The sequence below is a fragment of the Nocardia sp. BMG51109 genome (genome assembly GCF_000526215.1).
Lineage (GTDB): Bacteria > Actinomycetota > Actinomycetes > Mycobacteriales > Mycobacteriaceae > Nocardia.
In genome coordinates, this window is record NZ_JAFQ01000004.1 from 2587958 (window position 1) to 2600895 (window position 12938).

Consider the following 12938-nt stretch of genomic DNA (forward strand, 5'->3'; position numbering starts at 1 on the left):
GCTCTCCGGTAGTGGCGCCATCGGTCGGGTGTCCTCCATCGGATCCACCCGGAGCATCGCGATGAACTCCTCCACGGTGTATCCAGCTGCGCGGATATCCGAAAGCAATTGCTCCGCAGGCGACCTCGGAGCGATCAGTCCAGGCATCGTCCTCCCCCGGGGGAATCACCGGATATGTGCCGCAGCGGGCCGCGGGGGCAATCGCGGCCCTCTGCAGTGGTGTCTCACGCTCGAGACGAGCCCAGCTTAGCGAGTGTCCAGCTAACTTCACGCCATTTTCGGCCGGAAATATCCGGACAAGTGCGACAGGGGGAGTCGCCGGTTCCTAGTTCGGGCTCAGGCAGTCCTTCATGATCCCTTCGGTCGCCGCATGGGCCTTGGTGGCATCGTCCTGGCTCATACCCATCGTGCCCGGATCGGCGGCCTGCGCGTTGGTGCCCGGCTTGGTCATGATCTCCAGGCCCTCCTGCGAAATGCCCTGGTCGACATAGTGCTTGGCCGCGCAGTCGGCCATCTTGGCATCCTTGAGTCCGCTGTCCTGCAGGGCCTTGGACAGGTCCGCCTGGGTGATCTTCGGCTCGTCCGAGCCGCATCCCGCCAGCAACGGCAGCGCGACGAGCGCGGCGGCAATCAGCGAAATCCTCACTGGTTCCTCGATTCTCGCAATCCGGTGTGTCTATCGGCGGCGCAACCGCCGTGGTGATCCTGCCGTATCGCGCGGTTCGAGGACAGTCGGCGGCGCAAAGGTCCAGGGTCGTGCGGGTTTCGCGGAACTGTTGGCGCGACGCCAATCATTGCTAGGGTGGGCGCGTCCACCACCGGCGCGGGAGTTGAGAGCATGCTGAACCATCACCGAGTCGGTGCGGGCGAGCCGCTGGTCCTGGTGCACGGCATCGGCAGCCGGTGGCAGGTGTGGGAGCCGATCATCGACACGCTGGCGCGGTCGTTCGAGGTATTCGCCGTCGACCTGCCCGGTTTCGGCGACTCCGAACCGCTCGCGCACACCACCGTCGACACCCTGACCGACGCGCTCGCCGCCTTCCTCACCGAGCAGGGCTTGGAGAGGCCGCATCTGGCGGGCAACTCCATGGGCGGGCTGATCGTGCTGGCGCTCGGCGCGCGGGGCCTGGCCGGCTCGGTCACCGCGTTCTCGCCGATCGGATTCTGGTCCGGCGCCGGCCGGGTGTGGTGCCGGCAGGCGCTGGGGCGGTCCAGGACGCTGGGCCGGCTGCTGCGTCCCGCGGTGCCCGCGCTGCTCGGCACGCCCGCGGGGCGAACGGCGTTGCTGGGCCTGGTGTTCGGCAAGCCCTGGGCGGTCGACGCCACGGTCGCCCTCGATACGGCCGACGGTGCCATGGACTCGCCCGGATTCGATTCCGCGCTGGCCTCTTTCGCCGGTGCGCGGATGCCGGCCGGCGGCCGGCTCGACCGCATCCCGGTCACGGTCGCCTGGGGTAGCCGCGACATCCTGCTCACCTACGCCACGCAGAGCCGCCGCGCCCGGGACCGGCTCCCGGGCGCCCGCCACATCACGCTGCCGGGCAGCGGCCACATCCCGTTCTACGATGATCCCGATCGCTGTGCCCAGGTCGTCCGCGACCAGCTGGGCGCGCGCCCGCAGTGAGGCCCGTCCTCGTGGGCGGCCGATCACGACCACAGGAGGTCGGCGATGAGCAACGTTTCCCGGACCGTCAACGTTTCCCTGACGATCGATGGCGACCGTGCCTACGTCGCCCTCGACCGCCCCGGCAAACACAACGGCCTGACCGTCGACATGCTGAGCGATCTGGTCCGGGTCGCCCGGACGATCGGCCGGCGCGACGACATCCGCGCGGTGATCCTGTCCGGCAACGGCCCGAGCTTCTCCAGCGGCCTGGATATCGCGAAGGCCCTGGGCGATCCGCTGACCGTCGTGCGCAATTTCGCGCCGATTCCGTGGCTGGGCACGAATACCTTCCAGGAGGCGTGCTGGGCGTGGCGGCGGTTGCCGCAGCCGGTGATCGCGGCCGTGCACGGCCATTGTTACGGCGGCGCACTGCAATTGGCACTGGCCGCCGACATTCGGTTCGCCACCCCCGACGCCGACTTCTCGGTGATGGAGGTCAAGCACGGCCTGATCCCGGATATGACCGGCGCCGCGACGCTGTCCCGCCTGATCGGCGTCGACAAGGCCCTGCTGCTGGCCATGACCGCCGATCCGGTGGACGCCGGCTATGCCGAACGGATCGGCCTGATCACCGAGGTGACGGCCGATCCCGTGGCGGCGGCGGAGAAGCTGGCCGACCGGATCTCGGCCCGCCCGCCGCATGCCGTGGCCGCCGCGAAGCGGCTGTTCGACCGCAGCTGGCATGCGGGCGTGCGCCGTACGCTGGGTATCGAGCGGGCGACCCAGCTGCCGTTGATCGTGCGCCAGGCACTGTCGAAGAAATAACAATTCGAACCGAGGCCGTATGAATTACCCCGAAACAAGGTGAACTAAACCGGTTCGGGCGAGATTCGCTGCTAGCATTTGCTCGCTTATGCCAGCCAGTCGAATGATCGAGTGCGGCATCACAATCTCTACAACCGGTGGGCCGCACCCGCTTCGGCACGAATCCGGAGGGCTCACCGATTTGATCAGGACCGTCTCCAGCCTGCTGTCCGCGATAGCGGGTGCTTCGGCCTTGCTTCTCACCGTCACCTCGCCGGCCGCGGCAAATCCGAATGCGATCAATCCGATTCCGGTGCTGAACGGCACCAACGGCCTGCCGCAGCTGCCGGGCCGCACCCACGCGGTATTCCAGATGACGGGCCTGGCCAGCCCGAACGGCACCGGGAACTACAACGTGCTCGGCACCGATCTGGGCATCATGTGGGACAACGAGAAGGGCGAGATGCTCACCGCCTTCGGCGACACCGCCGGACTCGGCCTGCCGAACCTGCTGTCGGGCAGCAACTGGGCCTGGCGCAGCAACATTCTGATGCGCAGCCACACCCAGGATCCGGCCGGTGGCATCTTCTTCGACAGCGTGGTGCGCGACGTCTTCGGTCAGGCGCGCGATCTGATTCCCAGCCCGAAGATCCCGTTCGTCGAGATCAGCCGCATTCCCACGGCGGGCATCTCGGTGGGCGGCGTGCAGTACATGAGCCTGATGTCGGTGCAGAGCTGGGACGAGCCGGGCCAGTGGACGACCAATTTCTCCGGCCTCGCGGCCTCCGCCGACAACGGCGAGACGTGGGCGGATCTCGGCTTCACCCGGCGTCCGAACGAGGGTGGCGACGCGAAGTTCCAGATGAACGCCTTCGCGAAGGACGGCGGCTGGGTCTACGAATACGGCACGCCGTCGGGGCGCGACCAGCAGGCGTTCGTCGCCCGGGTGCGGGACAACGACATCCAGAATCTCGGCGAATACGAGTACTGGGACGGCGGGCGCTGGGTTGAGGGCGACGTGAACGCGGCCGCGCCGATCGCGGGCGGGGTCGGCGAACTGTCGGTGATGTGGAACGACTACCTCGGGCAATACGTCATGCTGACCACCGACCCGGCGAATTCCGTGGTGCTGCGGAAGGCCCCGGCGCCCGAGGGGCCGTGGAGCGATCCCGAGGTGCTGATCGACACCCGCGAGTTGCCCACCGCGTACGCGCCGTCGATCTTCCCGTACCAGACCGGTCGCGACCTGTACTTCCTCACAACCGTGCACACCCAGTACAACGTGGTGCTGATGCGTACCCGGCTGTAGCAAGCCGGGTTCCCCATACACTCGGCTCATGGACGCGGCGGACTGGGATGCGCGCTACGCGCAGAGCGAATTGGTGTGGGGCGCACCGCCGAACGGCACCGTGGTCGAGCACGTGTTCGGGCTGGAGCGGCGGATCCCGCTACAGCCCGACGCGCCCGGTGAGGAGCCCCCGGCCCTGCCGCGAGCGCTGGATCTCGCCTGCGGCGAGGGCCGCAACGCGCTGTGGCTGGCGACGCACGGCTGGCAGGTGCACGCGGTGGACTTCTCGCAGGTCGGCATCGACAAGGGCCGCACGGTCGCGTCCCGCCTGTCCCGCTCGGTGCGCGGCCGCCTCACCTGGCAGTGCGCCGACGTCACCGATCCGGACGCGGCGGGCATCACCGGCCCGTTCGAGCTGATCCTGCTGGCCTACCTGCACCTCCCGGCCGAGCAGCGCCGCACCCTCCTCCTGCGCCTGGCCGGCCTGCTCTCCCCCGGCGGCACCCTGCTGGTCCTCGGACACGACAGCACCAACCTCACCGAGGGCCACGGCGGCCCCCGAGACCCGTCGATCCTGTTCACCCCGAACGACGTCATGGCCGACCTGGGCGAGGCCGGCGACCACGTCCGCATCCGCGTAGCCGACCGAATCCTCCGCCCCACCGAACAGGGCAACGCCGTAGACGCCCTGGTCGTGGCCACCCGCACCGTCCCCGACCTGGAACAACAGGCCACCACCCCGGAGACTCCCGAGCCGTGAGGGCGTTGGTGGCGGACCGATCAGTTCGCCGGTGTGCTCCAGCGGCGTAGCCAGGGCTCGACGGCTTCGGTGATCAGGTCGAAGCCGCTGCGGAACGAGTGGGGTTGGTTGGGGATTACCTTCACCTCGGCGGCGTCGGACGGGTCGGGGATGCCGAACGGGTCGCGGGCGCCGTTGATCACCAGCACATCGGTGGGCCGGGCGGCGAGTAGTTCGTCGCGGCGGGTCTTCTCCGGCTTTCCCGGTGGATGCAGCGGGAAGGAAAGTGCCACAACGCCTTCCGTCTTCGCCTCGAGTGCCGTGCGGCAGGCGACGCGGGCGCCGTTGCTGCGTCCGCCCTGGATCAGCGGCACACCGCGGACCTTCTTGCGCAATGCGGTCACGATCTCCAGCCACGCCGCGTCCTGCGTGGTCGCCGAGCCCGGCGCGCGCTTTCCGGCCACCCGGTAGGGCTGCGTCACCCGGGCCACCGCGCCGCCCAGGCCGACCGCGCAATCGCGCACCGCCAGCAGGTCCTTCGCGTCGACCCCGCCGCCCGAGCCGTGGGTCAGCAGCAGGAGGAACGTCGCGCCGGCGGGCTTGTCCCATTCGACGTCCGCGGGCCCGGCAGTCGTGTCGATGCGCACGCCCAACGGTAACCCGGCACCCGGCCCGGCTGTTCATCGCGTCACATAGGTCGGTCAGCCCTTGGAAGCGCCATTACCCGCCGGTAATATACGGTGTAAGTTACCCGTGAGTAGCGGGCTGGCGGCTACCGGGTGGAGACAACGGGCGGGAACGGCGCAACCGGACCGCACCAACCCTCAACGGAGAGAAAAATGGGTCACTACAAGAGCAACGTCCGCGACCTGGAGTTCAACCTCTTCGAGGTCCTGGGCCTGGGTTCCATCCTGGACAGCGGCGCGTTCGGCGACCTGGACGCCGACACCGTCAAGGAGATGATCAGCGAGGTCAACCGCCTCGCCGAGGGTCCCCTGGGCGAGTCGTTCGCCGACGCCGACCGCAACCCGCCGGTGTTCCACCCCGACACCCACAGCGTCACGCTGCCGGAGTCGTTCAAGAAGAGCTACCGCACCTTGCAGGAAGGTGGCTGGGATTCCTACGCCGTGGCCGAGGAGCTGGGCGGCATCCGGTTCCCGCGCTCCGCGTATTGGGCCATCTCCGAGCTGGTCCTCGGCGCCAACCCGGCCGCGTTCATGTACGCCGCCGGCCCGGGCTTCGCCAACATCTTCTTCAACAACGCCACCGACGAGCAGAAGAAGTGGGCGAAGATCGCCGTCGAGCAGGGCTGGGGTTCGACCATGGTGCTGACCGAGCCGGATGCCGGCTCGGACGTCGGCGCCGGCCGCACCAAGGCGGTCCGGCAGGAGGACGGCTCCTGGCACATCGAGGGCGTCAAGCGGTTCATCACCTCGGCCGACTCCGACGACCTGTTCCCGAACATCATGCACCTGGTGCTGGCCCGCCCCGAGGGCGCGAAGCCGGGCACCAAGGGTCTGTCGCTGTTCTTCGTGCCGAAGTTCCACTTCGACCCCGAGACGGGCGAGCTCGGCGACCGCAACGGCGTATTCGTCACCAACGTCGAGCACAAGATGGGCCTGAAGGTCTCGGCCACCTGTGAGGTCACCTTCGGCGGCCACGGCGTCCCGGCCAAGGGCTGGCTGGTCGGCGAGGTGCACGACGGCATCGCGCAGATGTTCGAGGTGATCGAGCACGCGCGAATGATGGTGGGCACCAAGGCCATTTCGACCCTGTCGACCGGGTACCTGAACGCGCTGGAGTACGCCAAGCAGCGCGTGCAGGGCGCCGACCTGACCCAGATGACCGACAAGTCCGCGCCGCGCGTCACCATCACCCACCACCCGGACGTGCGCCGCAGCCTGGCCCTGCAGAAGGCGTACTCGGAGGGCCTGCGCGCGGTGTACCTGTACACCGCGGCACACCAGGATGCCGTTGTGGCCGAGCAGGTTTCGGGCGCCGACGCCGATCTGGCCGCTCGGGTGAACGACCTGCTGCTGCCGATCGTCAAGGGCGTCGGTTCCGAGCGGGCCTACCAGTACCTGACCGAGTCGCTGCAGACCCTGGGCGGTTCGGGCTTCCTGCAGGACTACCCGATCGAGCAGTACATCCGCGATTCGAAGATCGATTCGCTGTACGAGGGCACCACGGCCATCCAGGCGCAGGACTTCTTCTTCCGCAAGATCGCCCGCGACCGGGGCGTCGCCCTGGGCCACGTGGCCGGCGAGATCCAGAAGTTCATCGACCGCGAGGGCGGCAACGGCCGGCTGAAGGCCGAGCGCAAGCTGCTGGCCACCGCGCTGGAGGACGTGCAGGGCATGGCCGCCACCCTGACCGGCCACCTGATGGCCGCCCAGGAGGACACGAAGGAGCTGTACAAGGTCGGCCTGGGTTCGGTGCGCTTCCTGCTGTCGGTCGGCGACCTGCTGATCGGCTGGCAGCTGCTGCACCAGGCCGAGGTCGCCATCGCGGCGCTGGACAACGGCTCCACCGAGCCCTTCTACCAGGGCAAGGTGGCAACCGCGCAGTTCTTCGCCCGCAACGTGCTGCCGGAGCTGACCGCGACACGCGCCGTGCTGTCGAACCTCGACAACGACATCATGGAGCTGGACGAGGCGGCGTTCTGATCCCGCGCTGATCCGGCCGTCGAACGCGAGGCCCCGCAATCGGATTCACCGGTTGCGGGGCCTTCGTTGTCGTAACGATCCACACCTGTGACAGCGATGTGATTAATGTTGCCGGCGCATACCGCCCATTGGCGGGGGCGAAAGGGGCACAATACCCACGGCGTCACCGATCGGAAGGGGAACGGGAGCATGAAACGACTGCCTGCACTTGCCGGAGCATGCGCGGCGGTCGCGCTGCTAGCGCTGGCGGCATCGCCGGCCGGGGCAGACCCCAACAACATCAATCCGTTCCCGGGGCTCAACGGCGTGAACGGGCTGCCGCAGCTGCACGGTGCGACCCAGGCCGTCTACCAGATGACGGGCATGGCCTCGCCCAACCGCACGCAGGACAGCAACGTGCTCGGCACCGATCTGGGCATCATGTGGGACGACGGGCGCGGCCAGATGATGACCGCCTACGGCGACACCGCGGGCCTGGGCATGCCCAACCTGTTGGCGGGCAGCGTATGGGCGTGGCGGTCCAACGTCCTGTTCCGCAGCCCCGCCGGTGCCAATCCCGGTGGCGGCATCCAGTACACGAGCTTCGTCGACAATCCGCTGCCCAGCCCGAAGATCCCGGGCATCGAGATCAGTTTCATCCCGACCGCCGGCATCTCGGTGGGCGGCGTGCAGTACATGAGCATGATGTCGGTGCGCGACTGGGGCCCGAACGGGCACTGGGACACCAACTTCTCCACCCTGGCGGTATCCGGTGACGGCGGTCAGACCTGGGCGCAGCTGCCCAACACCCGCCGCGCCGACGAGGGCGGCGACCACAACTTCCAGCAGACCGCGTTCATGAAGGCCGACGGTTATGTCTACCGCTACGGCACCCCGGCCGGGCGCAACAACGACGGCTTCGTCTCGCGCGTCAAGGAAGCCGACATCGCCAATATGGACGCCTACGAGTACTGGGACGGCGGCGCCTGGAAGCCGAAGGACGTGAACGCCGCCAAGCCGATCGTCGGCGACGCCGGCGAGCTGTCGGTGATGTGGAACGACTACCTCGGCCAATACATCATGACGACCACCGACGCCCAGAACTCCGTGGTGATGCGCACGGCGCCGGCGCCGGAGGGCCCGTGGACCCCGCCGCGCGTGCTCATCGACACCCGCGAGCTGCCCAGCGCCTACGCGCCGATGATCTACCCGTACCAGACCGGAAGCGATCTGTATTTCCTGGTCACCCAGCACCAGCAGTACAACGTGGTGCTGATGCGGACCCGGCTGTAGGCCCTGCGGCTTCTGCACTGCCGACGGACTGAACAGTATTGCGGCACAGGCTGAACGGCCCTGCCGACCCTGTGCTGTCATTCTGCGACGCAGCGCCTGTGTTCGCGGGATCCGGGGATTCGCCGTCAGCCGAGCGCTACGGCACCGAGGGGCTCCGTGGTCGGGGCCGTCGAACCCCCGTCCGGCTCGATCGTGACCGCGAGTTTGCCGGTGGTCGCGATCTTCGTCACCAAAGGTGTTGTCGGCGTGGGTAACCGGGTGAGTACCCCGGCCGACTGCGGCTGTCCCTCCGGCGGCACCAGCCAGAGCTGGTAGACGCGGCCCGCCGGTGGGCCCGGGACGGTCTCGAAGGACACCAGGGCGGCTCCCAGGCCGGGCGAGGCATGCACGGTCATGTTCCCCCCGGTGCTCAGGGCTGCGGTCGTCGCGCGGGTGTCCGGTTGGCGCAGGATGTTTTCCGCGGCGGTCGGGTTCGGCGGATGCTCGCCGGCCCGGTCGGTGAGCACGCCGACACAGACGGCCACCGCGGCCACGGCCGCTGCCGCCGCGGCCACCCAGCGGAGCCGTCGATATCGCCGGGCGAGGGGAATCGGGCCGGACCGGTCGCCCCGAGCCGGGCTGTCGTCGAGGCGGGCCAGAATCCGCGCCTCCACCTCCGGCGGTGCGGCCTGGGCGTCGAGGATCGCCAGCGAGCCCATCGCCTCGCGCACATCGTGCACGATCTCGTCGAAGTCGTGGCTCGTCTCGGGATCGGAGGTGGCGAGGCGTCGTTCGATCGTGCGGCGTTCCGGATCGGTGACGGCGTCGAGCGCGTACGGATAGGCCAGTTCCAGCAGTGCATCATCGGGACGTGTGGTGTCAGGCATGGGAGACCGCTCCCGACAGGCAAGTGTGCAGCCGTTTGAGTGCGTCCCGGATGCGGCTCTTGATCGTCGCCAACGGGACATCCAGGTGCTGGGAGACCTCGCGGTAGGTCCGGCCGCTGTAATAGGCCAGCGCGACCGCCTCGCGCTGGGTGCTGGTCAAGGTGTCCAAACAGTGCACCACGGCCTGCTCCTCCAACTGCTGGCCGACCGTCTCCTCGACCACGTCGTGGTCGCGGCCCAGATGGGTATGGCCGTAGACCGTGTCTCGGTGGAAGGCGGTCTTCTCGGTGCGGACCCGGTCGACCGCGCGCCGGTGGGCGATCATCATCAGCCAGCCGATCGGTGTCGCGCGTTTCGGGTCGAAGCGGTAGGCCGTCGACCAGACCTGTAGATACACCTCCTGGGTGATCTCCTCCGCGGCGGTGCGGTTGCGCACTATCCGCAGCGCCAGACCGAACACCCGGGGATTGGTGGCTCGGTAGAACCGCGTGAACGCGTCCCGGTCTCCGGTTCCGGTCGCGTCCAGCAGGAGGCGCAATTCCCGCTGTCCACCCTCGTTCCCGTCGCCGTCGGGACCGGGAACCGGACATGACGGGGCCGGGTCGGCGGTATCCGGCGGGGCGCCATCGTGGAGCCGTAGCGAGACGATTCCCGGATCATCGGTCATGGGCTCCTCCTGCCTCCATGGCAAGGTCTTCGACATGCTCCCGCGCGCGGATTGGTGATTCGGCCGAGAATCTCACAAAGTTTTGCGCCGGTGATCGATTCGGCCGCACCACGGACCGGCCGAATGCCCGGCGAGCCGGGCCGACTGTGACGTCCGTTTCGGTGGCGGCGGCCGCACCGGAGTGCCGGCAACCGGCCCGAGCCGCCCTGGGCCGACCGGGTCAGTAGGCTCAGTACGTGCTGCTTTCCGATCGCGACATTCGTGCCGAGCTGGCCACGGGGCGTCTCGCGCTGGAACCGTTCGAGGAGAAGCTGGTCCAGCCGTCGAGCGTCGATGTCCGGCTGGACCGGATGTTCCGGGTGTTCAACAACACTCGCTACACCCACATAGATCCGGCGCAGCGGCAGGACGAGCTGACCACCCTGGTCGAGCCCGCCGACGGGGAGCCGTTCGTCCTCCATCCGGGCGAGTTCGTGCTCGGGTCGACGCTCGAGGTGTGCACCCTGCCCGACGATCTGGCCGGTCGGCTGGAGGGCAAGTCGAGCCTGGGCCGGCTGGGGCTGCTCACGCACTCCACGGCCGGTTTCATCGATCCGGGCTTCAGCGGCCACATCACGCTGGAGCTGTCGAACGTCGCGAACCTCCCGATAACTCTGTGGCCGGGCATGAAGATAGGTCAGCTGTGCCTGTTCCGGTTGACCAGCCCGGCGGAGAATCCGTACGGCAGCGGTGCGGTGGGATCGAAGTATCAGGGTCAGCGCGGGCCGACACCGTCGCGGGCGTACCTGAACTTCGCGTCGCCGAGCGGGTCGTAGGGGTGACGCGAGCAAGGGTGCTCATTCGATCGGCCTCGCGGCATCCGGCATCGGTCCTCCAGGAGTTCAGCCATTCCTCGATGCGGTCGAGGTGGGTGGCCGCACAGATTTGCAGGTCGGCCGGCACCTCGGGGTGACGTACACCCGAGCCAACCGGCTCGTCGGGCAGCTCGTGGACGCCGGTGTCCTCGGGCAGCACGGAGACAGCTCCTACGATCGCCGCTTCGGCGCGCCCGAGGTGCTCGCCATTCTGCTGCGCTGACGACTGTGCCCGAATACGGTCGTGTGCGCCGGGTTTCGTCCTGCGCTTCGATGCCGAGGCGGTCCAGGCGAGGGTACCTGCGCAGCTGATTGCCGCGGTCGCTGGTCGGCTGTGCACCAGCTCGGGGGCGGACCAGGCGTCCTTCGCGCAAGATGCCGCACTCTCGGCTACGTAGCTGAGGGATCTGATCCGCGTAAGAACGATCGGCGTTTCAGCGTGCCCGATGTGCTCGCCGCTCTCTTGCGTTGACGACGAGAATGTCTGTCCGCAGCGGTCGCCGTGCTGCACCGTCACTCGTGTGTGTCTGTGCTGGTGTGCCCGTTGGGTTGTGCCGAATCGACTGGTGGCCGAACTGGGTTCATTGATGGTGCGGTCGTAGGGTGCGGGGGGCTTCAATCCGAGCGAATCTGTGTGGGGGAAATGTTGGGGTCGATGGGTATTGGATCGGTCGCTGCCCGGGAGTTCCGGCGGGTGGTCGGGTGGCGGCTGCCGCTGGGGTGGTTCACGGTGTCGCTGGTGGTCATGGTCGTGCTGTGGCGACTGTTGGTGGCGCAGAAGGAGAAGCCGCCGGAGGTTGCGCTGTTCGGCGGGCTGATGCTGACGGAGCTGGGCCTGGTGTTGGTGGTGGTGCCCGCCCTGGTGGTGCGTTTCCGGCTCGGCGAGGCCGGGGATGCGGACCTGCCGGGGTTTGCCGTCGCGGCCGGGCGGCTGCTGGCGGGTTACGGGTATTGCCTGGTTCTGCTGTCCACCGCGTTGCCTTTGGTGGTCGTCTGCCTGCTGAGCGGAGAGGTCACCGTCGCTCGGGCCGCGCTGGCGATGGTGGTCGTGGCGACGATAGCCGGAGTTGTTTGTGCTGTAGCGCAATGCTTTTCGGCTGTCTGTCGCAGTCCGAGGCGGGCCGGGGTGTGGACGTACGTGTCGGCCTCCGTGCTGACGGTGGGCACGGCCGTGGTGTTCTTCGGTACCGCGCTGGCCACCTTCCACTGGGTCACCGTGAGCGGCGATTCACGGCCCTGCCCCGAGCCGGCGGAGCCGGGCTGCCGGATGTCGCACGACGTCACCTTCTGCGCGGACAGTACGGATCGGATCTGGTGGGTGATGGCGCCCAATCCGGTGGTTGTCTTGTCCGACGCCGCTCGGTCACCGGCCGTGTCCGGACGGTATCCGACCGACCCGCTCGGCAGCGTCTCCCGATGGATCCGCTCGGCGCGGTACCCGTTGACCGAGGACGACTTTCGGCCCAAGCTGCCCGACTCGCCCGGACGGGACATGTCCTGGTATCCGGGTCCACCGATCTGGCCTGCCGGACTGGCCTTCGACCTGCTACTCGCCGGCCTCGCCTTCGGAATCACGGTCCGCCGCACGGCATTCGGCCGACAGGAACCTCGGCCGTAGCGGTCACTTCCCCGCACGCCACGAGCCGGGGCGCGGCCGCCGATCGATGAGATCGGCTGCCGCGCCCGGTTCCTGTCGGCTCGAACCACCTGCCCGCCGCCCCGTCAACCGGCGTGCGGCAGGGCGCTGCTGCCGGTGTGGGAGGGCAGGCGCGAGACGAGTTCGGCGAGTTCGGGGTCGGTGTCGTAGTTCCGCTTCTGCAACTCCGCGATCTCGGCGCCCAGTGCGGGATCGGAGGTGTCGGAGATGTCGAAGCTCTCGAACTTCTCCATCAGGGGGAAGCCGAGCCGCTCCGACTTCACGTGCAGTGGGTGGACGAGGTAATCCCAGTACGCGTCCAGGTCTTCCAGGGCGAAGATGGCGCTCCAGTCGAAGTCGCTGTTGTACTCGGGGCCGAAGACGAACGACGACACTGCTGGGATGGACCCCTGTTCCCTGAGGCATTCCAGAGCCTCGTCGAACTGTTCGGGGGTGACATCTTTCCGGAGCTTCATGCGAATGCCGTGGTGGATCATGGTTTTTCTCCTTTTCGGGTGTGTGTGGGAGCGGTCTTCGGGG

General features: G+C 68.1%; 14 protein-coding genes. 9 read left to right on the forward strand and 5 right to left on the reverse strand.

Features of this window, described 5'->3' with window-relative positions; translation table 11 throughout:
• Positions 1–325: 325 nt before the first annotated feature.
• On the reverse strand, positions 326–646 hold the full coding sequence (locus D892_RS0113155) for a hypothetical protein (protein WP_024801677.1): 321 nt from the start codon (positions 644–646) through the stop codon (positions 326–328).
• A 192-nt stretch (positions 647–838) separates the two neighbouring features.
• Between D892_RS0113155 and D892_RS0113160 the strand changes: the two genes are divergently transcribed.
• From D892_RS0113160 to D892_RS0113175, 4 genes are all read left to right on the forward strand, one after another.
• On the forward strand, positions 839–1624 hold the full coding sequence (locus D892_RS0113160) for an alpha/beta fold hydrolase (protein ID WP_036567008.1): 786 nt from the start codon (positions 839–841) through the stop codon (positions 1622–1624).
• A gap of 45 nt (positions 1625–1669) precedes the next feature.
• A complete protein-coding gene (locus D892_RS0113165; protein WP_024801679.1) occupies positions 1670–2431 on the forward strand; it encodes a crotonase/enoyl-CoA hydratase family protein in 762 nt (253 codons plus the stop codon).
• 181 nt (positions 2432–2612) lie between these two features.
• A complete protein-coding gene (locus D892_RS0113170; protein WP_024801680.1) occupies positions 2613–3719 on the forward strand; it encodes a DUF4185 domain-containing protein in 1107 nt (368 codons plus the stop codon).
• Positions 3720–3747: 28 nt separating this feature from the next.
• Positions 3748–4458 (forward strand): bifunctional 2-polyprenyl-6-hydroxyphenol methylase/3-demethylubiquinol 3-O-methyltransferase UbiG, encoded by a 711-nt coding sequence (locus D892_RS0113175; protein ID WP_024801681.1) that lies wholly within the window; start codon positions 3748–3750, stop codon positions 4456–4458.
• A gap of 20 nt (positions 4459–4478) precedes the next feature.
• On the opposite strand, the gene D892_RS0113180 is transcribed toward D892_RS0113175, so the two are convergent.
• Positions 4479–5084 carry an alpha/beta family hydrolase gene (locus tag D892_RS0113180; protein ID WP_024801682.1) on the reverse strand — a complete coding sequence of 202 codons (606 nt, stop codon included), beginning with the start codon at positions 5082–5084 and terminating at the stop codon, positions 4479–4481.
• Positions 5085–5276: 192 nt separating this feature from the next.
• Between D892_RS0113180 and D892_RS0113185 the strand changes: the two genes are divergently transcribed.
• Together D892_RS0113185 and D892_RS0113190 are read left to right on the forward strand one after the other, a co-directional pair.
• Positions 5277–7103, forward strand: a complete 1827-nt coding sequence (locus tag D892_RS0113185) for an acyl-CoA dehydrogenase (RefSeq protein WP_024801683.1) — start codon at positions 5277–5279, stop codon at positions 7101–7103.
• A gap of 189 nt (positions 7104–7292) precedes the next feature.
• Complete coding sequence (locus tag D892_RS0113190) at positions 7293–8375, forward strand: DUF4185 domain-containing protein (protein ID WP_024801684.1); 1083 nt, start codon at positions 7293–7295, stop codon at positions 8373–8375.
• 125 nt (positions 8376–8500) lie between these two features.
• Here the strand turns inward: D892_RS0113190 and D892_RS0113195 are convergent, their stop codons facing one another.
• Positions 8501–9241, reverse strand: coding sequence for an anti-sigma factor domain-containing protein (locus D892_RS0113195; protein ID WP_024801685.1), 741 nt, complete (start codon positions 9239–9241; stop codon positions 8501–8503).
• The gene (sigK, locus tag D892_RS0113200) at positions 9234–9908 is read right to left on the reverse strand and encodes an ECF RNA polymerase sigma factor SigK (protein ID WP_024801686.1); all 675 of its coding nucleotides are present in this window, start codon (positions 9906–9908) and stop codon (positions 9234–9236) included. Before sigK ends, D892_RS0113195 begins: the two co-directional genes overlap by 8 nt.
• Positions 9909–10144: 236 nt before the next feature.
• Between sigK and dcd the strand changes: the two genes are divergently transcribed.
• From dcd to D892_RS0113215, 3 genes are all read left to right on the forward strand, one after another.
• On the forward strand, positions 10145–10723 hold the full coding sequence (dcd, locus tag D892_RS0113205) for a dCTP deaminase (RefSeq protein WP_024801687.1): 579 nt from the start codon (positions 10145–10147) through the stop codon (positions 10721–10723).
• A 133-nt stretch (positions 10724–10856) separates the two neighbouring features.
• Positions 10857–10985: a hypothetical protein gene (locus D892_RS49160; RefSeq protein WP_255360220.1), complete on the forward strand. Its 129-nt coding sequence runs from the start codon at positions 10857–10859 to the stop codon at positions 10983–10985.
• A 432-nt stretch (positions 10986–11417) separates the two neighbouring features.
• Positions 11418–12380, forward strand: coding sequence for a hypothetical protein (locus D892_RS0113215; protein WP_156959499.1), 963 nt, complete (start codon positions 11418–11420; stop codon positions 12378–12380).
• A gap of 104 nt (positions 12381–12484) precedes the next feature.
• Here D892_RS0113215 and D892_RS0113220 read toward each other — a convergent pair whose 3' ends face one another.
• Positions 12485–12895 (reverse strand): Dabb family protein, encoded by a 411-nt coding sequence (locus tag D892_RS0113220; RefSeq protein WP_024801689.1) that lies wholly within the window; start codon positions 12893–12895, stop codon positions 12485–12487.
• Positions 12896–12938 lie beyond the last annotated feature (43 nt).

Coding starts and splice junctions, on each gene's coding strand:
- D892_RS0113160 (WP_036567008.1), top strand. CDS start 839: ATGCTGAACCATCACCGAGTCGGTGCGGGCGAGCCGCTGGTCCTGGTG.
- D892_RS0113165 (WP_024801679.1), top strand. CDS start 1,670: ATGAGCAACGTTTCCCGGACCGTCAACGTTTCCCTGACGATCGATGGC.
- D892_RS0113175 (WP_024801681.1), top strand. CDS start 3,748: ATGGACGCGGCGGACTGGGATGCGCGCTACGCGCAGAGCGAATTGGTG.
- D892_RS0113185 (WP_024801683.1), top strand. CDS start 5,277: ATGGGTCACTACAAGAGCAACGTCCGCGACCTGGAGTTCAACCTCTTC.
- D892_RS0113190 (WP_024801684.1), top strand. CDS start 7,293: ATGAAACGACTGCCTGCACTTGCCGGAGCATGCGCGGCGGTCGCGCTG.
- D892_RS0113195 (WP_024801685.1), bottom strand. CDS start 9,241: ATGCCTGACACCACACGTCCCGATGATGCACTGCTGGAACTGGCCTAT.
- sigK (WP_024801686.1), bottom strand. CDS start 9,908: ATGACCGATGATCCGGGAATCGTCTCGCTACGGCTCCACGATGGCGCC.
- D892_RS0113215 (WP_156959499.1), top strand. CDS start 11,418: ATGGGTATTGGATCGGTCGCTGCCCGGGAGTTCCGGCGGGTGGTCGGG.
- D892_RS0113220 (WP_024801689.1), bottom strand. CDS start 12,895: ATGATCCACCACGGCATTCGCATGAAGCTCCGGAAAGATGTCACCCCC.